The sequence below is a fragment of the Pirellulales bacterium genome (genome assembly GCA_036499395.1).
Taxonomy (GTDB): domain Bacteria; phylum Planctomycetota; class Planctomycetia; order Pirellulales; family JACPPG01; genus JACPPG01.
Window position 1 is genome coordinate 74,023 of sequence record DASYDW010000123.1, and the last position, 19,707, is coordinate 93,729.

Annotated in this window: 16 protein-coding genes; 8 read left to right on the forward strand and 8 right to left on the reverse strand. The window is 60.6% G+C overall.

Annotated elements, in window-relative coordinates; translation table 11 throughout:
• Positions 1–161: 161 nt before the first annotated feature.
• On the reverse strand, positions 162–830 hold the full coding sequence (locus tag VGN12_24375; protein ID HEY4312608.1) for a protocatechuate 3,4-dioxygenase: 669 nt from the start codon (positions 828–830) through the stop codon (positions 162–164).
• Between the two features lie 819 nt (positions 831–1,649).
• Here VGN12_24375 and VGN12_24380 point away from each other — a divergent pair.
• Positions 1,650–2,936, forward strand: a complete 1,287-nt coding sequence (locus tag VGN12_24380) for a HAMP domain-containing sensor histidine kinase (GenBank protein HEY4312609.1) — start codon at positions 1,650–1,652, stop codon at positions 2,934–2,936.
• Between the two features lie 19 nt (positions 2,937–2,955).
• Here the strand turns inward: VGN12_24380 and VGN12_24385 are convergent, their stop codons facing one another.
• The 4 genes from VGN12_24385 to VGN12_24400 all read right to left on the reverse strand — a co-directional run bounded on the left by VGN12_24385 (position 2,956) and on the right by VGN12_24400 (position 6,618).
• Positions 2,956–3,819: an RNA polymerase sigma-70 factor gene (locus VGN12_24385; protein HEY4312610.1), complete on the reverse strand. Its 864-nt coding sequence runs from the start codon at positions 3,817–3,819 to the stop codon at positions 2,956–2,958.
• Positions 3,806–5,209 (reverse strand): FAD-dependent oxidoreductase, encoded by a 1,404-nt coding sequence (locus tag VGN12_24390; GenBank protein HEY4312611.1) that lies wholly within the window; start codon positions 5,207–5,209, stop codon positions 3,806–3,808. Before VGN12_24390 ends, VGN12_24385 begins: the two co-directional genes overlap by 14 nt.
• A 224-nt stretch (positions 5,210–5,433) precedes the next feature.
• The gene (locus tag VGN12_24395) at positions 5,434–6,000 is read right to left on the reverse strand and encodes a ferritin-like domain-containing protein (GenBank protein ID HEY4312612.1); all 567 of its coding nucleotides are present in this window, start codon (positions 5,998–6,000) and stop codon (positions 5,434–5,436) included.
• A gap of 435 nt (positions 6,001–6,435) precedes the next feature.
• Positions 6,436–6,618: a CsbD family protein gene (locus tag VGN12_24400; GenBank protein ID HEY4312613.1), complete on the reverse strand. Its 183-nt coding sequence runs from the start codon at positions 6,616–6,618 to the stop codon at positions 6,436–6,438.
• Positions 6,619–6,916: 298 nt separating this feature from the next.
• Between VGN12_24400 and VGN12_24405 the strand changes: the two genes are divergently transcribed.
• The 4 genes from VGN12_24405 to VGN12_24420 all read left to right on the forward strand — a co-directional run bounded on the left by VGN12_24405 (position 6,917) and on the right by VGN12_24420 (position 10,602).
• On the forward strand, positions 6,917–7,723 hold the full coding sequence (locus VGN12_24405; protein HEY4312614.1) for a DUF6454 family protein: 807 nt from the start codon (positions 6,917–6,919) through the stop codon (positions 7,721–7,723).
• Between the two features lie 33 nt (positions 7,724–7,756).
• On the forward strand, positions 7,757–8,923 hold the full coding sequence (dinB, locus tag VGN12_24410) for a DNA polymerase IV (GenBank protein ID HEY4312615.1): 1,167 nt from the start codon (positions 7,757–7,759) through the stop codon (positions 8,921–8,923).
• A gap of 106 nt (positions 8,924–9,029) precedes the next feature.
• Positions 9,030–9,611 carry a DNA-3-methyladenine glycosylase gene (locus VGN12_24415; protein HEY4312616.1) on the forward strand — a complete coding sequence of 194 codons (582 nt, stop codon included), beginning with the start codon at positions 9,030–9,032 and terminating at the stop codon, positions 9,609–9,611.
• Between the two features lie 472 nt (positions 9,612–10,083).
• Complete coding sequence (locus VGN12_24420; protein HEY4312617.1) at positions 10,084–10,602, forward strand: hypothetical protein; 519 nt, start codon at positions 10,084–10,086, stop codon at positions 10,600–10,602.
• A 174-nt stretch (positions 10,603–10,776) separates the two neighbouring features.
• On the opposite strand, the gene VGN12_24425 is transcribed toward VGN12_24420, so the two are convergent.
• Positions 10,777–12,846 carry a porin gene (locus VGN12_24425; protein ID HEY4312618.1) on the reverse strand — a complete coding sequence of 690 codons (2,070 nt, stop codon included), beginning with the start codon at positions 12,844–12,846 and terminating at the stop codon, positions 10,777–10,779.
• 413 nt (positions 12,847–13,259) lie between these two features.
• Between VGN12_24425 and VGN12_24430 the strand changes: the two genes are divergently transcribed.
• Together VGN12_24430 and VGN12_24435 are read left to right on the forward strand one after the other, a co-directional pair.
• Positions 13,260–13,727 (forward strand): hypothetical protein, encoded by a 468-nt coding sequence (locus VGN12_24430; GenBank protein ID HEY4312619.1) that lies wholly within the window; start codon positions 13,260–13,262, stop codon positions 13,725–13,727.
• Between the two features lie 159 nt (positions 13,728–13,886).
• Positions 13,887–14,528 (forward strand): hypothetical protein, encoded by a 642-nt coding sequence (locus VGN12_24435; GenBank protein ID HEY4312620.1) that lies wholly within the window; start codon positions 13,887–13,889, stop codon positions 14,526–14,528.
• A 146-nt stretch (positions 14,529–14,674) separates the two neighbouring features.
• Here the strand turns inward: VGN12_24435 and VGN12_24440 are convergent, their stop codons facing one another.
• Complete coding sequence (locus VGN12_24440) at positions 14,675–15,100, reverse strand: hypothetical protein (GenBank protein HEY4312621.1); 426 nt, start codon at positions 15,098–15,100, stop codon at positions 14,675–14,677.
• A 392-nt stretch (positions 15,101–15,492) separates the two neighbouring features.
• On the reverse strand, positions 15,493–17,871 hold the full coding sequence (locus VGN12_24445) for an MMPL family transporter (protein HEY4312622.1): 2,379 nt from the start codon (positions 17,869–17,871) through the stop codon (positions 15,493–15,495).
• Positions 17,872–18,349: 478 nt separating this feature from the next.
• On the opposite strand from VGN12_24445, the gene VGN12_24450 reads away from it, so the two are divergent.
• A complete protein-coding gene (locus VGN12_24450; protein ID HEY4312623.1) occupies positions 18,350–19,657 on the forward strand; it encodes a hypothetical protein in 1,308 nt (435 codons plus the stop codon).
• Positions 19,658–19,707: the final 50 nt, after the last annotated feature.

A 19,707-nucleotide genomic window follows, 5' to 3' on the forward strand; every position in this document is an offset into this window, starting at 1 on the left:
GTTTGACAAGCATCAGCCGGTTCCGATCCGAGGATTACGGTTGGCCCGACATTGAGAGCTCCCGCTGCCCAGATGTCCTGTTACGTCGGCGGAAACCGCCGTTAAGCCTTGCCGGAGAACGGCTTCGCACCAGGATTCGCCTCTGACGAGGCTCCCGTCATTTAAGCCGGATCTTCCGGCGTGAAGCCCATGATGATGTCAAACCGGGCCGCCAGCTCGCCGATCTTCGAATTCGGAATCGCGGCGAAATCGACGGTCACCGAGTCGCGTGCTTGCGGATCGCGAATGCTGCGATACACGCCGTCACGCTCGTTGCCCGGCGCCCCCTGGATGTAGCACTGGGTCGTGAACTTGTCGCGCCCTTTGGTTTTTACCGCGAAGTGAATGTGCGGCGTGCGACCGGGATAGGCAACGGGCTTGATCGTGCGGAAATAGTATTCGCCGGTCGAACCAGTGAGGAATCGGCCAAAGCCTTGGAAGTTCGCGTCGCGGCCGTCGCGGTTTCCGCTGCGCGAGTGGATGTAGGCGCCATGTCCGTCGACCTGCCAGATCTCGACCAGGGCATTGCGCAGCGGTTCGCCCCGCGCGTCCAGGATGCGACCGCTCAAATGCGTGATCTCGCCAATGGCGGGCGTAATATCGTCGTTGACGATCAGCAGGTCATTATCGGTATCGAGCGGCAACTTGTCGGGATAGAACGGGCCCTCGGTCTGCCGCGGCGTCTGCACCAGGTCCTCCGCGAAGGCGCCGCGCACCGTGAAAGCCGCGGCGCTTGCCGCCGCGCTTCCAAGAAACCGTCGACGCGACACCTGCATAGGTAGTTGGAACATGATTGATTACTCCGATGACTTCTTTTTCGGTGTGGCCCGCGGAACGCGGCAGCGATCAACTCGTCGACGAGGAGCAACTGGTGGTTGACCGCTGGATTATACCGCACCGCGACAGCTTAAAATGGGTCAGGCGGGCGGGAACTCGAATGGTTAACTCGGCACGATTTTTGGCTATCGTTCGGCAAAGGGTCAGCGTTATGCGGCGGAGCTGGATTGTCCTTGTTGCGCTGCCCGGCATCGTCGGTTGCCCCCCGTGACTCCCGGCCATGACCGCCTTTCGCCGTACCGCCCAGCCGGTCACCTATCCTGCGCGCGACGACTAACTTCCGGGGTATCTCTACACGCCAGCAGGCGATGGCCCGGCCCCGGCCGTGATCTGGAATCACCGCAGCAGAAAGGGATCGTGAGCCCAACCGGAACTGGCCCAGTTTTACGTCGCTCAGGACTTGTCTCCTTCGTTCCCCTGCGGCACGATCATGGCCCGTTCCCGGGCCGTTACATTGCCGACCTTCAGAATAAGTCGCGAGCCGCGGCAGAATCCGCCGCCGAGATCGCAGGAAAATCCGTCACCCTGCACAAAGCGAACCCGAACTTCTCAGCGAATCCTGGGCATTCCGCCGCTACTTTCCCTCTCCTAAAGGGTTAAATCGGTTTGCGGGACTTGTAGCTGACGATTAAAATCGAGGTTCCTTTCTGTTCTTTCTGGGCGGATTGATACCGGACTTCGCGGGACCGGTGTCGGATGACAATTCTTGCGCAACTGCGCGCTTTCTGCCCTAAATGACTGCTGATTTTCCTGTTACGGAGTGAAGCCTGTCTATGAGCCGTGATTCTGTCGAACCTCGTGACACTTGGAAGGCCGTACGCCCCTATCTGCTCGCCGCGGCTGGGCTGATTGTCGCCACGCTCGTTCGCATGGCGCTCGATCCGATCCTCGGCGATCGGCAGGCGTTCATGACCTATATGGCGACGCTGATCGGTACCGCGTGGCTGGGGGGTGTCGGCCCGGCGCTGATGGTTTTGATACTTAGTTTGCCGATGGCCACGTTTTTTTTCATGGAGCCGCGGTACAACGTCCTGCTGCTGGATGGCTACAATTTTATTGCCGTCGGCGCCTATGTCCTCTTAGGATGCCCCATCGTGGCGCTGGGCGGAAGATTCTGGCGCGCACGGCAAGAGGCCCGGCGCAATGAAGAGCTGTACGGCACGCAAGCCCAGGAGTTGGCCGCCGAACGCAAGCGGTTGAATCAGGAACTCGGCTCGTTGACCGACCAATTGCGCGACGTGGATCGTCGCCGCGAAGATTTCCTCGGGTTGCTGGCCGATGAGTTGCGACGACCGTTGATTCCCATCGCTAGCGCCGCGTCGTTCCACGGCATCGCGGCCACCGCTTCCGAAATGGAATCGGCCATGGACGTCGTCAAGCAAGAGACGTGCCAGTTGGGACGCCTGATCGACGATCTGCTGGATGCCTTTCGCCATAGTCAGGCGGGAATTCAATTGGTGAAGCGCAAAGTCGACCTGGTGGATATCGCGACTCGGGCTGCCAGCAGCGTGCGCTCGTTGGCGGCGCAATCCGGACGAGAATTGAATATCTCGCTGGCAAAAAATCCCGTGCTGATCGACGGAGATGCGACGCGGCTCGAACGCGTTACTTTTAACTTGCTGAACAGCGCGATTCGCTCGACCAATCCCGGCGGTCAGATCTGGCTGACGGTGCAAGAGCGCGAAGGAGTCGCGACGCTCAAGGTTAAGGATACCGGCGCCGGCCTTACGCCCGAGGCATTGGCCCGCGTCTTCCAGGCCGGCAACGTCCTGGGGGCCTCGACTTCTCGCGAGCGAGGCGGAAGCCGCATCAGCATGACAGCCGTGAAGCCCATCGTTGAGTTGCACGGTGGAATGATTACCGCGCACAGCGACGGCCCAGGACAGGGATGCGAATTTGTCGTGCGGTTGCCGCTGGTGGGCACGTCGCTGCCGGTGGATAACACGGCGCGAACGCACACTTCGCCGAACGATATCGATCAAAACGGCACGCCGTCACTCCCGGCCGAACTTCCGGATACGGTCGTGGATCCCGTCCGCCGCGAGCAGCGGGACGCCTGATGGATTCGGTCGGTCGCAATCAGTTGACGCGCGCCAGCTTCTCGGGATTGCGAATCGCGTAGCAGTGCGCGATCCGCCCGTCGACCAGGTCCAACGTCACGACCGTGACGGGCTGGCCGGCTAGGGAGATAATGATTCCCGGCTGCCCATTCACGCGAGCACGCTTGATCGTCGCCTCGGGCGGCATCTTCTTGGTGATTCCCACGAAAAATCGTGCGACGTTCAGGGCGCCGCTGACCGGCGCTCGCGCGGCCGTCGCCTTGCCCCCCCCGTCGCTATAGACCACGGCGTCGTCGGCCAGCAGTTGCAGCAAATCGGCCAGATCGCCGCTCGTGCAGGCCTGCAAGAAGGCACTCGTCATTCGCTCGGCTTCCGCCGGGTCGGGCTCGAAGCGCGGACGGTGCTCTTGGATCGCCTGCTCGGCACGATGCACCAACTGCCGGCAGTTGGGCGTCGACTTTTCCAAGATCGCGCCGATTTCGTCGTAACCGTAATCGAAAACTTTTCGCAGCAGAAAGGCCGCACGCTCAACCGGCGTCAGACTTTCCAGCACCAGCAGAAATGCCATTGAGATCGAGTCGACGGTCTCCAGCCGTTCTACCGGATCGGCGCCGGCTGATTCGATGATTGGCTCCGGCAGCCACGGACCAATGTAGGTCGCCTTGCGCATATCGATCGCGCGTCGCTGGTCGATGCATAACCGCGCCACGATCGAGCTTAAATAAGCCGCCGCTGATTGCACATCGTCGCGATCCTCGCGATTCCAGCGCAAGAACGCCTCTTGCAAAACATCGTCCACGTCGGAACGCGAACCCAGCATGCGATAAGCAAAGCGTTCGAGCCGGGGGCGCTGTTCCTCGAAGATCGCATCATGCTCGGCCATATAGCACGCTTTCTCGGTCGTCGACGCTGCCACTGTTGGTGCTGATATTGTCGCCGCTGCTGCGGTTGTGCGACCGCAAGGATTCGAGCGCTTGTTGCGCTGCTGAAACGGCGCTCGCCGCCGAGGCGTCTGCCAGCATACCTTCGGTGCCCACCCAATCCCCGGCCAGAAACACGTTGCGAATCTCGGCGGAATTGACGCTCGGCCGTCCGGCCAGTCCGCCGTCGGACGCGAGCGGAATGGCGTGCGAGACTATCATTCTGGGCAGAAGTCGCCGCGCGACAACATGCGAGCGCCAGCCCGGCTGCAATTGATCGAGGAACGATTCGAGTTCAGCGCCCACCGCTTCCGGCGCCTCGTCTCGATCATGCCGCAAATACTTCATCAGGTGCAAGACGTGTACACCGTCCGGACCCAGTCGTGCTGCGGCAGAATGGACCGAATAATACATCGGACGATCCAGCCCCAACGCAAAGCGATCGCGCGGACGCGGCAATCGATCGAGCGCCACGTCCAGGCAGGCGGCCGACACTGCGACGCGCTGGGCCATCCAGCGAACAAGAAATGAGTCAGCGGAGCGATCGAGCAATCGGCAGGCAGCATCCGGCTCGACTGCCAGAATGACCGTGCGGCCGCGAATTGTTTCACCGCCTGACAATCGCACCAGCAGCCCGTCGGGAGTGGTATCGGTCGAATCAGCGCGAGAACTGGTGCGCAGCGTCGCTCCATTTTCGATGGCCGTTTGCCGGAGCCCTGCGACGATCGTCTGCCAACCGCCGTCCAGGTACAGGACGTTGCCGGTGAGCGCTAATCGGAGTTGATCGATCGCGGCGCCCGCCGAAAGGCGGTCGACATCATCGACGTAGGTCGCGACGCGCACCAGCGAGGCGATAAATGACGCCAGATTGCCCCGGCCAAACGCTTGTTCGATCCAAGCGCGCGTTGTCGTGCCATCAAGTTGCCGGGCATCGACATTCTTGATCGTCACGAAAAACCGTGTCATGCGCCGTTTTTCAGAAAACGTCAGTAACTGCGAGGAAAACAGCGCGAGCAGATTCGTGGGAAGCCGATAGCTGGTATCACGCTGCAACAGCAATGGCCTTCCCTGGCTGGGAAAATGCCCCGCGAACGGAATCTGCATTTCCCTAAGCAGCCGGCACGCATGTCCGCCGGCATACAAGGCGTGCGCCCCGAGATTGAACTGCACGTTCTTGATTTGATTCGTGGCCGCGCGACCGCCGGCATGCCCCGCTTGTTCCACGATTTGCACCGATCGCCCAGCCCGCGCCACCACGGCCGCGGCCATCAGGCCGGCCAGCCCCGCCCCGACGACAATCACGTCGGTTTCCTGTGGGGCAGAATGAGGGGTAACAGCGTCGCGACTGTTCATGACGGGCACTCCTGTCTGGTAACGATTTACCTGTTCAGAAGTGTAGACGGATCAGAGCGGCGAAATGTGACAGCTTTCGGAAAACCGTGGGGGAAAGCGCCCAGCGGACAAGAGTTCGACGCAATGTCCAGAACCGGTCGGCGCATAAAAAACGGGCCTGAGGGTCCCTGGTCAGGAACCGACAGGCCCGTTAATGGTAACTGGCCCTGAGCGACACACACCACCTACCGAGCCTGAGCCGCTTCTCGCTTCCGCTTTCGCTGGTTGCCGCGGTGGGGAATGCCTGGCTCCTCGTCTTCGTCCGACTGAGGATGCTCAGCATCCAGGTTGATACGCTCGGCCAACTGCGTCAGCTTCTTATCGGTGGCGGCCTCCTCGTCGAGAGTCTGCTGCAACAAATCCCTGGCGTCTGTTTCGCCGAGCAATTCCGCATACGTTCGCACGCAGCCGTAGCCGGCGATTTCGTAGTGCTCGACGCGTTGGGCCGCCGCGATTAGACCCGCGTCCAGGACCTCGGGCTCGGCATCCTCGGCGATCAATTCCTTCCCTTCCTCGATCAATCCTTCCATCGCCTTGCACTTCTTCGCTCGCGGTTTTTGATCGAGCAACTCGAAGACGCGTTCCAGGCGCTCGGCATGCCCCTTGGTCTGCTCGAGATGATCGAGAAAACCTTGCTGCAGATCCTCTGCCGTGGCGGCCTTCGCCATTTTCGGCAGCGCCTTGATCAATTGCTTCTCGGCGCTATACAGGTCTTTCAACTCCTCAAGGAAGAGTTCTTTGAGCGTTGCCATTTTCATAGATGATCCGTCCTCCCACCTTCCACGACGACTCCGTTTGCGAAGCACCCCGGCGTGGTTAAAGTTTATTTTGCATACCTCCCTCGGGCACGCCTTAACTCAATCGACGCATAATTCGCATGATGAGCGCGAAAAAGAAGCCGACCCCTGCTGCGATCGCAATGGCTTGAAAGGGATTCGACCGAATCGAATCCCGGGCGGATTCCGCCATATCATCGATCTGGCTGCGTCCCGATTCCATGACGTCGTAAACCTGTTCGCGAACTCCCTCCAGAACTTCCCGTCCGGCGTTAGCCGCATCGCGGGAAACCGTTCGAGCGGCATGCCGACCATTCGAGGCCGCGGTCCGGGCGTGTCGTTTAGCATTAGTGGGCATCGGATAACTCCGTTTTTAAATTGGTTAAAAGTTCCTTGAACTGCGGCAGCGTCTTAGGACTTCCGGTTGGCTTGCTTGACGCCCTCTTGCACATTCTTCACGACCTTCTCAACGCCCTGCTTCACTTTGCCGGCGGCTTGGTCGATCTGACCTTCGCGGCGCAGCTTGTTGTTGTCCGTAATGGCACCAGCGGCTTCCTTGACGCGCCCTTTTAACTCTTCAGCTTTACCAGCCATGACAGTAACTCCTCGCTAAAAGTGTTTGATTCGTGCCGCGTCTAAAACCGACGCTCGATGTCGATTACGGCAATGCAAGTCACGTGCCACGAGGAATTCGTGGTCGCCAATCGCCGGATTTCCCACAATATCCCGCTAAAACGACTGACTGTTGGCCGCTGAACAGCCACGACGGTCCTCGCCCATCCGACGGTTCTTGTCGTGCCCCGGTGGTGCCAGCATGGTGTATGCTGGTCACGCAAGCTGAATGCCACGTCGCTTGTGACGAGCCCGCAAACCGCATCCTGCGATTCAGACGATGAACCCTCGCCTGCACGTCATTCTGGCCATACTGATTAGCCTGAGTTCCGCGCGGCCGACGATGGCCGATGATCCGCCTAAGGTGACGGAACTGCCGCTGATCGCTAAGCAATCTCTCTCGTTTGCCTCGCAGCACGTGCAAGGCCTGGCGGTCTCGGCCGAGCATTATTGGATTTCGAGCGTCGATCGAGGCGCCAAACGCGGCCTGGTTTTTCGCGTCGAACGCAGCACGGGCAACGTCACCGCCCAGCGCGAGCTGTCGTTCGGTGCGCAGTTTCATCCAGGCGGTATCGACGTGGTCGACGGCGCGCTTTGGGTTCCGGTTGCGGAATACCGTCCGCGATCCAGCACGACGATTGCAAAGCTCGATCCGACCACGCTCGAGACCCTGGCTTCGTTCACGATCGACGACCACATTGGCTGCCTGACCGTCGTCGCTCCCGACGAAATCGTAGCCGCGAATTGGGACGCAAGAACTTTTTATCGGCTCAGCCTGATTGGCAAACGGCTGGGCGAATCGGCCAATCCGCGCGCTGCCGCGTACCAGGACCTGAAAACCGATGGAGATTTGATCCTGGCCAGTGGCACCGAGAAGCGCCCCGGCATGTCGCCTGTGCCGGTCGTCGATCGTTTGAACGCGACGACGCTGGCTCTGGTGTCACGATGGCAGCCGCAGGGAACATTGCAAACCGGCGGCAGTAATTTCTGCCGCGAGGGGTGCGCGCTGTTCCGCGGCGAGATTTATTTGATGCCCGAGGACGGACCCCACACGACGATCTATCGATTCGCGAAGCCGCGCGACTAGGCGCGCCAACGCTATTCTTGCGAGCCACGACCGATGATTCTGCACATCGACATGGATGCCTTCTACGCCTCGGTCGAGGAGCGCGAGAATCCAGAGTTGGTTGGCAAGCCGGTCATCGTCGGCGGCAAGCCGGAAACGCGCGGGGTCGTGGCCGCCGCGAATTACGAAGCGCGCCGCTTCGGCGTGCATAGCGCCATTTCGGCGGCCGCGGCGCGACGGCTCTGCCCGCAGGCGATCGTGTTACCCCCGCGGATGGACTTTTACGCGGGCATCGCGCGACAGATTCGCGCGATTTTCGCGCGCTACACACCGTTGGTCGAACCCCTATCGCTGGACGAAGCCTTCTTGGACACCGGCGGCAGCGAACATCTGTTCGGCAAGGCCGAGGTGATCGGTCGGCGCATCAAAGACGAGATTCGCAACGAGCTTCGACTCGTGGCCTCGGTCGGCGTGGCTCCTAATAAGTTTCTGGCCAAGATCGCCAGCGACCTCGAAAAGCCAGACGGCATGGTCGTCGTCGTGCCGGGCAAGGAGCAACAATTCCTCGATCCCCTGCCGATCGGTCGCCTGTGGGGTGTCGGCCGAGTGACGGGCAGCGTTTTCGAGCGCCTGGGGATTGCGACCATCGGTCAGCTTCGCGCTCTGCCCCAGGAATCGTTGCAAGATCTGGCCGGCCGCGTCGGTGTGCGTCTGTGGGAATTGGCGCACGGCATCGACGATCGCAAGGTGATTCCGGATCGCGACGCCAAGACCATCTCGCACGAATCGACATTCGCCAGCGACATCACCGATCAGGAAATGCTGCGTGCGTGGCTATTGGACTTGACCGAGCAGGTCGGCCGTCGGCTGCGCCGGCACGAACTCTCGGGGCGTACGGTCCACCTCAAGATTCGCCTGGCGGATTTCCAGACGGTGACCCGCGCACGGACACTGCCTCGCCCCACGAATGTCACGCAAGAGTTGTGGGAAGCTTCGGCCGAATTGCTCACTCGCTATGCCGAGGGCAAGAAGTTGTCCGTCCGGCTGTTAGGCATGGGGGTCAGCGGTTTGCAATCCGATCCCCGCTTGCAGCAGCAGCTCTTCGACAACGAAGATCATCAAAAGCAGGGTCAGCTCGACGCCGTGGCCGATGCGATCCAGAATCGATTCGGCGGCGCCGCCATCCGCCGCGGTAGCCGGCTATTCCGCGATAATGCCTGATCGCATCACGCTCGGTCCTCAGTGATCACCTCGCCGCTTATCATGAGAGATGGCACACTGGGAGTCCCGAGCCGTCATCCTCGCGACAGTTTCTGCGAAAACCTTCGTGAAAAAGAAAGCATCTCCTCCACGGCCAACGCGAACGAAGAAGTTGCGCCGTGCTTTCTTCGCTCGGCCGGCGATCGACGTCGCCCAGGACTTGATTGGAAAGATCCTCGTGCGCCGCATCGGCGACGTCGAGCTTCGCGCGCGGATCGTCGAAACCGAGGCCTATCTCGGGCCGCACGATCTCGCCTCGCACTCTTCGAAAGGGCGCACCAAGCGGACCGAAATCATGTTCGGCCCACCCGGCTTCGCCTACGTCTACCTGATCTACGGCATCCACGACATGCTGAACGTCGTGGTTGGTAAGAAGGGCGATGCGCAGGCCGTGCTGTTGCGCGGCGCCGAACCGCTAGGCGATTGGGACGCCCACATCATCGGACCCGGCCGGCTGGCTCGTGGTCTGCAAGTCACCCGCGTGCATAACGGCCTGGACCTGACCGGGAACGAGCTGTTCTTCGTCGACACTCCACTGGATCGCCCCCCGCTTCGTAGCACAAAACGGATTGGCGTCGACTACGCCGGCGTGTGGAAGGACGAGCTGCTGCGCTTCGTCGACGCCAATTGCCGGGCCCTGCGGCGGTAAAAAGCGATCGCCTCCCAGGTGTCGTGTTTCGACGGCTGTCACAGTCCTTCAAGTTCTGTCCCGTGCCTCGTGAAACTCATCACGAAGTGCGATGCGACGTTTTGTCGCAGCAATGCCCCTTTTCACACGTCGCTACGGGTAAAAGCACCGCCGACTGCGACAAGACGACGCACCTGAAGCGGCCATCGCATACGACAGAATGTCGCTGGATACACGGCATTCTTTCGGGATTAAGATGGAACCCGAAGGACGTCGAAAGGTGATGAAGAGTCGCCGCTACGGTGTGTTAACTGCACCGTATAATTCACCGGTAAGGAAGGGAACATTCCGTTGGTCGCGACGATAGTTCTTCTTTCCTCGTCCGGAACAAAGTGCCGTTTCAAGCGATTCGAAAGTGATCTTCGAAACGAGTAGACCGACGTTCAAGAAACTCGACTGAATACTTTGAACCGTCGTCTCTCAGGGAGGCGTTATGTGCGCCAAGAAAGTCTTGTTGACCTCGGCAGTCTTCTGCTTGTTGGGTGTCGTTTCGAGTTCCGCGATCGCGCAGCGTACTGCGGCAATGCCAACGGTCTCGCCGCGAAAAGCGCCGACTTCGCGGGACAAGTACTTTCTGGCCGCCGCCGAGGTGTACGACGAGCTGGCCGCGGAACATGCCCGACTGGCCGAACTTTATCGCGCATTGCCCGATCGTGATAAGGCCGTGAAAGCGCACGCGGCTTCGGTGCGCACCGAGGTTCAATTCGCGCAGCGCAATTATCGCTTAATCAGCGAAGAGGCGCGACGCGATGCCGAGATCTCGCAACGCCTGAAAGAGATTGCCGACCGCGAAGCGGTATTGCTTGAGAAGATCAACAAGCTATCGCCGCCAGTTGCTGTGCCGGCGCCACGGCCTCAGCGCGCCACCAGCGTTTTTGTCGAACGCGAGCAGGGGGGCACGCGCATTCCGCAGTCGTATTACACCTCCGGCGAAGGACACTTCATCGACTGATCGCAAGCGCGAATGCGCTATGTAATTGCCAAACGAGAAAGAAGGCCGCATTGGTCCGCGAAGACTTGGCGGCCTTTTTGCTGCGCACTCGTCCACGCGGCCCCCGTTGATCGCATACGCAGCTTTTCGCGCGCACGCGGCAGGGATAACCGTTAGCAGTGACACAGGCAACGGTTAGAACTCGACCTGGAACCGCATTCCGTAGATATCAAACGGCGCGGATCCATTGAATACCACCGCATTGGGCGTGCCGGGCAACGCTACGTTGTTTCGATAGACCGGCATGCTGTGAATCCAGTTGAATTGCAATCGGGTGTACCGATTCCACCACCAGTTTATGCCCACCGTGCTCTCGTTGACTGAGCCGTAATTCGGGTTTTGCGGGGCCGTACCATTGGCGACGATCTGTTGATTCGCCGGAAGCAGATTCGCACAGTCCAAGTCGAGATAAGACCAGCGCGCCGCGACCTGCCACGCTCCCCAGCCGCCAAATCCTTTCCCTTTTCCCAGCCCGAAGAAGTCGCTGTAGGGGACGACGTTGTAGTCGAGTACGCCGGCTTGCTTGTTGTACGCGGCGCTCTCGCCCGTCAGGAAATAGCCGCACTGCGCGTAAGCACCCGGCAGATAAATCGGCGGGCCCCCTAATTGATCGAGCACATAGAACAGGAATTCGCTCTGGCAGCTCGCCGCGCCGGCGTTGGCGGCTAGCTCGGTGTGGTAGTACTGATAACTGCTCGCCAGAATGCGCCCGGTGCTGACGACTGGAGGTGTCCCGGCCGCCGTCGCGCCGCCACCACTAGCATCACCGACAAAGAACTCGGGGAGCGGCTGCGAGATGAACGTGTGGGCGAACGGGCCTGATCCGCCGATCGAACCGCCGGTAAACCCACCGCCGGCGTGCAATAGGTAGCGCCCTTCGGACGGCTCGTCGTAATACAATAGGTGCGTGGCGCGAATCGCGCCGGACACGCTGCCATTGTCTCCCAATTGCTCGGCGAAACGGCTGTCACCGATGTCGCCGAATTGCGTGTTCGCGCCGCCCGCGAAATTGGGATTCCAGAACGTGAAGCCGGTGCCAAACACGCTGTAGGCCCAGGTCGTACGTTGACTGTCGCTCATGTTGTACGCCATCACGCCGACGCGGCGGAAGGGATCAAGCGCCTGAAACGGCAACGATCGCTCCATGAATTCCAGATGGCGAACGCTCGTCCAAGCGTCCATCGTCGTCGGCTGGCGAAACTGCCCAATGCGGATCGTGCCGAGCACCGGCAGGTTTTGTTGTTCACCCCACGTATCGAAGAAGCTGGGACGTCCGGCTGTCGCGAAATCTACTTCTAAGCTGTAGCCCGTGAAGTCGCTAACCTTGCCGACCGCCGCCAAACGCGTACGGCGAAAGCCGATGCCATTCTGAATGTTGCCCAGGTCGTCCTTGCTACCATCGGACTGGCTGAAGAAGCCTTGATCGAGTTGAAAGAAACCAGTGAGCTGAATGAAGGGGAGCTTCGGCGGGGTGCTGGCGAATTTCTCCAGCCGACCAAGCCGGCCTTCTACCTGCTCCAAATACTTATCGAGATTACCCGGTTGCTCCGGATCGTAGAGCGGCTTCTGCGCAAGCGCCGCCGCACGAACGACACCGGGCGGAACATCGGGGCCTAACACGGCGCTCGCCACCGAGACAGGCTGTGGCCCGACAGCAGGATTCACTGCCGGCGCCGGCTGCGGTGTCCAAATGGGCTCGGGCGCAGCCGTGGGTAGCGACGTGCCCGACAGGATGGGCAAGCCGGCCACGATCGTCGGCGACGATTGCCGCGTCGCCATATCGCCGAACGGCGTGACGCGCGTTGTGTCGAGATAGGGAGATACGATGCTGGGTGGGGGGGCGAGGGCCGCGGATGGACCAGGGGGCGTCGTGCCGATGGCGACGGGCGCGGGGAGCGAAGCAACGCTCGCTGGCAGCTGGGTTACACCAGCGACCATGTCAGGCTGGGCCGGACCGGCGGCGATCGGCAGAGCGTTCGGTGTGCCAGATTGTGCCGCGGCCATGCGCGCATTGATGCCGGATGCCGCCACCAGCAGCAACATCGCTAGGAGCGCAATCGAATTGCGCTTCAGGGAACGCGAACAGAACAAAGGCATCAAGGCAATCTCTTCGAGTTCCTTCGGGCGATCCGCCCCCGACGCAGGTCGAAACTGGACCATCTCGCGCTGCGACTTTTTGTCACACCCCACTCGGCCTATCGTCATGGAGCCGGACGCCGCTAAAGACGGAATAACCGTTGCGGGCGGATTCCGGCTCCCAGGAAGAAACATCGAAAAAGTGGGAAGCGTAATTAAGGAAGAACGTTCCGAAATCGCCGCCGCCACCGGCAAACTCACGTCATTCGCCGCAAACTAACGGTTGCAGTGCTGGCAGTCATCCCGTGCTGTCGTCGCTTGTGCAGGTTTGAATGCGGAACTCCGAGCATGCGCGCTGCCGCGGCCGCGCGCTGGAATGAGCATGACGCCTGTGAAACTGCTCCGCGTGCAGCGATTGAAAGGATCCGCTATCGGCACGAGATCGACGAAGCGCGCGAAATCGCAGAATTACTGGCGCCGCGACTGCCGAAACCTTGAGCGTGGGCATTACTCACTTCGGGCCATCGCCGCACGGGACATCCATGCGATCCGTCACGACTTGCTGCGTTCTAGCGTTCCTGCTGACTTCTCCTGCGCTGGCCGTCGCTGCCGATCGCACTTGTGACAAATGCGGGTGCCACGCCTGCTGCAAACGAGTCTGCGTTTGCAAGCCGATCGAGAAGGAAATCACCAAAACCTGCTGGGATGTCAAATGCGAAGACGTATGCGTGCCCGGTTGCAGTGAACTGTGCGGGGAATGTTGCAAAGAGGACGAGTGCGGCAAATGGACCTTCGGTATCTGGAAGCCCGGATGCGCCAAGATCAAGACCCGGCACATCCCCGTTAAGAAGGAAGTCACACGCAAGGTCCCGAGCTTCGTGTGGGTCGTCGAATACCGCTGCCCGAATTGCTGTCAGAACTCCGGCAAAGCGGCCGCCGATGACACGGCCCAGGCGCATCAGGAGCCACCACGCGAATTGGCCGAATTGGAATCGAGTCGGACGCGATAGCCATACCCCCCGCGTGACGACGTTCGGTACTACCGGCAGTTGCCTGCACCGCGTCAGGGGCGGAGAATTAGGCGTCGACGGTGTAGTGGTACGTCGAGGGTCGAACCGGAATCAATCGCCCCGCTCCCTCACCGAATACCTCTGCTTAGGATATCAACCATGAAGCGTAAGATTTTGCAGGCGACCACGGCCGTGGCAGTTGCCGTCTCGTGCTCGGCCGCGGCCTATCAACAGCAGCCGGCGAAGACACAGACGCAGCCCTCGGCGCCGGCAAAGACTTCGAGCGCCCCCGCGGCGAAAACGCCGACTACCGCCGCCGCGAAGACGCCGGCCGCGGCCCCGACGGATGACAAGGCTGCCGCCATGCGCGACTCGAAGTACCACCTGGCAATGGCCAAGGCGCACAACACGCACGCAAACGACCATATTCGCCTGCTGCACAAGTATGCCGCCGTGCATCAAACCGTCCCGCCCGACGTGTTGCAGGACCACGCGGAATCGGCGCAATTTCATCTGCAAAAGGCCCGGGCTTCTTACGCGAAGTTGCGCGAGACGTCCCAGGGTCAGCAGGATATCACCAAGCAGCTCGACACGATCGACGCTCGCCTCGCCAAGCTGAACGACATGATGACCAAGCTACAATCGCAAAACGCAGAGTCGAAGGCGATCATGGCACACACAGCCGCGATCACGGCGCAAATGGCGGCCAATCATCAGGACAGCGAGGACGTGGACCGGAACTTCTACAACATGGATTCCTCGTCGTACTACACCGAGGGACTGGGCCATTTCACCGATTGATGCTCGCCTCGCGTGAGCCCTTAAAAAACAACAGCCGTGTTCATTAGCCTGGCGGCCAACGAACACGGCTTTTTGTTTTTCGCGATGGCGTTTCCGCCTCGCGATTCCGCTACCACATCGGGATAGCGTGGGCGTTATTTGTCAGACTACTGGACGCTGCCACCGGTGTACGGGGCGTAGTCGGCATTGATCTTCGAGCCGGCGTAACGAATCGAGCGATTCGAACCGTAAGCGCCCGGCGCCCGATTCAGGCGCGGATAGTAACCACTGTTCCCCTGATTGCCAGGGTTGTACGAATAGCGGCGCACCGGCTGGCTGGCAGTCTGGTTACCGGCGAACATGCCGGCGCTGTACGGAACCCACGCGTTGTTCTGCCACACGAGCCAGTTGTTCTGCGCGGTGTAGAACCACCAATGGCCGTTGTGCCGTTGCACGCGCGAATCTTGCGCGCCTGCGTGGTGCTGCGCCGCAGCGGCCTGATCGCCGGTGCTCTTCTGATCATCGGCGGCACTGACCGTCGATGCCACAACCAACAAGGCTGCAAACGCTGACAAACGAAGTAGGGCATGCATGATAGAGACCTCCAACTACATTGCTCGGAGAAGGCATGCCTGCCTTTCCGAAGGGGCTTGAACACCGCGAACCGTAAGCCGCCTGATTTACAATTCGCGGTTGTGCGATTGCTCAATTATAGGCTTTCCCCAACCGTCGCAAACGGCGCCTTCGCCATAAAACGCGCCGTACCGACAGAGTTACCGAAAAGTAAGTGAACTTTTTCACGAAGCCCCAACCCGCGGTAGTCGAGTGGCCAACAGGCATGCGAATCGATGCCCCGAGCGGGGTAATATCACTACGGATTGAACCGGGAATAGGGTCAGCACATTCGTATCGATGATGCGTCATCGGTACAACGCGAAGTGGACACTCGCCGCCGCAACACCCAGACGAGAAGCGGATGGACCGTCTACCGGGCGGAAGCCGTCGTTGCGGGAAGTTCGGCCGGCTCGCGTTTCGGGCTTCGCGGCGGATCGTCGCGGGGCGTGATCAACTTCAACAGCAGCGGCAGAATCACGAGGTTTCCCAGCATGCCGCCGATCATGGCCAGGCTCACTAGCACACCGAAATAAATCGTCGGGATGAACTGGCTCAAACAGAGCGCCGTAAACCCGACGATCAGCGCGAGCGTCGAAAATACCACAGCCCGCCCGACGCTGTTGTGGACCGAGCGCAGGGCCTGGTCGATCGATTGTCCTTGGGCGCGGAACATGCGAAATGCCGTGATGTAGTGAGCTGAGGAATCGACCGCCAGTCCCATCGAGACAGCGGCGATCATCGCTCCCCCCATGTTGATCTTCAGCCCCAGCCATCCCAGCAGGCCCGTAACGACCATGATCGGCAGAGCATTGGGAATCAATGTAATCAGCGCCACGGGAACGCTGCGGAAAGCGATCAACATCATCAGAAAGATTCCGCTGGTCGACAAAATGAACGTCAACCATTGATCGCCCAACATGCTTTCGATCAACCGCGTCAGCAACACGTAGAATCCGGTCACCTGGGCGGCGGGAAACTCCTCGCGACTGATCGTCGTGACTTGCTGGATCAACTGTTCTTTCTCGGCCGAGCCTTGCCGCTCTTGCGACCGCAGCATGATCCGCACGAACTCGCGATCGTCGTCCTGGGGGTCATGGCCGTGCAGTAGCGCCACGATCGGCATCATCTTTTTCAACGGGGCCAGCGTCGCGCCGAGCTGCGTCGAATCGACTTTGCGTCCCGGCTGCAGGGCATCCAATGCGTCCACCACGCTCAGCACCTTGGTCAGTGCGGGCTGACTTTCGCCTTGCGCGTCCTTGGTCAGGCATTCGCTGCGCAAACGCTCTTCCAGACGTCGCACGTGCGGCACGAACTGCGGATCATTTTCGGCCGGCACCGGCACGATCAAATCCCAAACGCCGGCGCCTCCCAACTTCGATTCCACGAAATCGTAGGCGTGTACGATGGGGCTCGAACGGCGGAAATTTTTCGTAAAGTCGCTCTCCACCTCGAGCCAGAACGTTCCAAACAGTGGCGGACCCGTTACGGCCACGACGATCGTGGCCAAAAGCAACGGGCGGCGCTCGATCAACGACGACAACCATCGCAGGCTGAGATCGAGATGCCCTTCGCCCCACGCCCGTTTCGGATCCGCGTCGATTCTTCCGGCCAGCGACAATCCTGGCACCAGCATCATGATCACGAGCAGCGTCAGCACGGCGGCAATCGACATCATCAGGCCGAAATCATGCACCGGCCCCACGCGAGAGACCATCAGCGAGCCGAAGCCGGCCGTATCCGTGATGCACGCCCAGAAAATCGGTCCCGCCAGCGCGCCGCCGGCCACGATCATTGCTTCGCGCGGCAGAAAGCCTTCGTCGCGCAGCTCGCGATAGCCGATCACGATGTGTACGACCGTGGCGATCGCGATCACGGCCACGACGGCCCACAACATCGAGCTCACCATGCTCATGCGGAAGCCGCCGCCGACCAATAGCCCTTCGGTCAGCATCAACGTCGAGAAGACCACTGCCATTGGCACGATCACCCAGCGAATGCTGCGAAAGCAGAAGACGATCGTCAGAGATAAGAGGATTGTCGACGCGATGCCCAACCGTTCGCCGTCCTCGTCCAAATAACGAAACCCGTCTACGACCATGACCGGTTCGCCCGTCAGTACGCCGCCGGGCGTCACGGCATCGATGGCCTCGCGCAGGCGGTCGACGGTTTCCCAGCGCTCGATCTTCGATTCGCTCTCAGGCTTGAACACGCACACCACGGCCGCGGTACGCCGATCGGCACTAACGGTATATCCCTCGGAAAGCTTGAGAAATGCTTCACGCTGCGACGCAATGGGCCAGAGAAGCAATTGCGTCCCCAAGGGGCTGCGTGTCAGGCTCAACACGCTGGCAATCCCTTCGACCTCGGCCAGTCCTTGGCTCAGCTTTTCCAAGCGCGCCAGCCCGGCGGCGGTGAGCAGATCAGGGTCGTCGTAAGCGGCCAGCGCCACTTCGTTACCACCAAAAGTGCGCTGCAATTTGTGATAAGGAGCCAGGATCGGATCGTCGGGCGCGAACATGTTTTCGACCGAGCGGTCGTAGCTCAACCGCTGCGCCGGAAACCAGGCGATCACCGTCAGCAACAGCCCCAGCCCCAACAGCGGCCAGCGACGCGCGACCAGCCATTGCGCCAGGCGGCCGCCGATTGTTTGCGTCAGGTGCGCAGGAATCGGCGCGCCATCGACCACGATCTCGGCCTCGGAAGGGCCGGATGCAGAGGGCTCGGTTGCGTCGCCGGTTGACGAATCCATCGTGACTTCAAAAGCGGCAAAGGGGGGCGTGATTGGGGTCAATCATGCCAGGAGAGGGGCCCTGCCTGCAAGCGCTGTGTATAGTTGTCGCTATCCAGCATTGTGGTGCAGGCGTCTCGCCTGCCCGTATTTATCGCAAGCCGTCCACCTATCAAATGGCGCCAACGATCAGACGTCGCGAATCGCTCCGACAGGTCTGACCTATGCGAGAAGTCGAATTCCTCGAGCCCGGCAAATTACCATTCGTCGAGATCGCTTCGCGCGAAGAAATGCCACACCTGTATAAGGACGGGACAATCTATTTCGTCACGAAGTGCGCGCGTGCGAAAGACCGTGAAGGGAGGCGAGGTGGATAGATGTTAGATTGCAGGCGGGACGCTTGCACCACAACAAGAAAAAGCGAGTCTGCCTTTCTCTCATTCGTGTGATTCGTGGTTGTCCTCTTCGAAAGACTTTCTTTCTTCGCGATCTGCAAGTCATGCCCGTAGACACGCCACGACTGGTTCGAGACGCTGCCACCGATCGCTGGTTGGTGATACTGCTGATGCTGTTCGCGGTACTGGTCCGAGCGCCGGTTGCGGCGCACAACATCCAGTCGTTGCGGGCCGATGTCGACAATTACCACGAATTGGCCTGGAACCTGATTGAGCGTGGGACATTTGGCCAGCAGCACAGCGGACCATCGGCCTACCGCCCTCCGCTGTACCCGGTCTTGCTGGCGCCATTGTTGCGTGACGTGTATTACGATTTCACGGGCGTGGTCGCGATGCACGTCGCGCTCGGTCTGGTTACGGTATGGCTGACCGCCGTCGTGGGCGCGCAGTGGGGGCTAGGGCGCTGGCGCTTCTTGGCCGCGGCGCTCGTGGCCTGCGACCCCATTCTCTTAAAACAATCGACCGTCTTCATGACCGAGACGTTGGCCACGGCGCTGGCAGCGCTCGCGATGGCTGCGCTAACGACGGTCATCAAGCGGCCAACGATCGTGCGGGCGCTCGATGCCGGCTTTGTGCTGGGGCTGTGTGTTCTGTGCAGGCCGACGTTTTTGGTTTTTGCCATCGCCGCTTTGCCGGCTCTCTGCTGGTTACTTCCGCAGGGCAAGGCGCGGCGAAAAATCATGGTGATCACGGTCGCGGCGCTCGCGATGACGTTGGCGCCGTGGACCGTGCGCAATTGGATCGAGTTCGGACGCCCCATCGTCACCACGACTCATGGCGGCTTTACTTTGGCGCTGGCCAATAATCGGGCGTTCTATGACCACCTGCGCAAGGCGCCCCATGAACCGTGGGACGCCGAGAGTTCTGGCTGGGCGGGGACCATCCTGCAGTACCCTCATGCGCAGCAGGAGGAGCTGGAGAATAATCGTGAGAGTTACGCGCTCGCGTGGCAAACGATGCGCGACGAGCCGCGCATGTTTCTGCGCGCTTGCGTGTATCGCCTGTCGCGGTTCTGGGGGGTGTTGCCGCTAGCGCTGCCACAGCAGACGCCGCGCGAGCGCATGTCGCGCTACGCCATTGCGGTGTTTTACAGCGTTGAGCTAAGCCTCGCACTCTTGGGTGCCTGGCGCTTGCGCCGGGATCTGCTGGCGAGCCCGTGGCTTTTTGCCCTGCTGCTAGCGGTCAGTTTTACGCTCGTACACACTTTTTACTGGACCGACATGCGCATGCGCGCCCCGGTCGTGCCGGCGGTCGCCTTGGCAGCCGCCGTCGGGGCAGCCGTTTTGCGCCGCCGAAAGGGAGAGCGCAAGGCTTCGTCTGATAAGGACTTGCGGACGTCGTCTTCGGTCTGAAATTGCCTTTGACCGGGCGCGGCGGAAGCCCCTATAATCCGCCCCTCTAC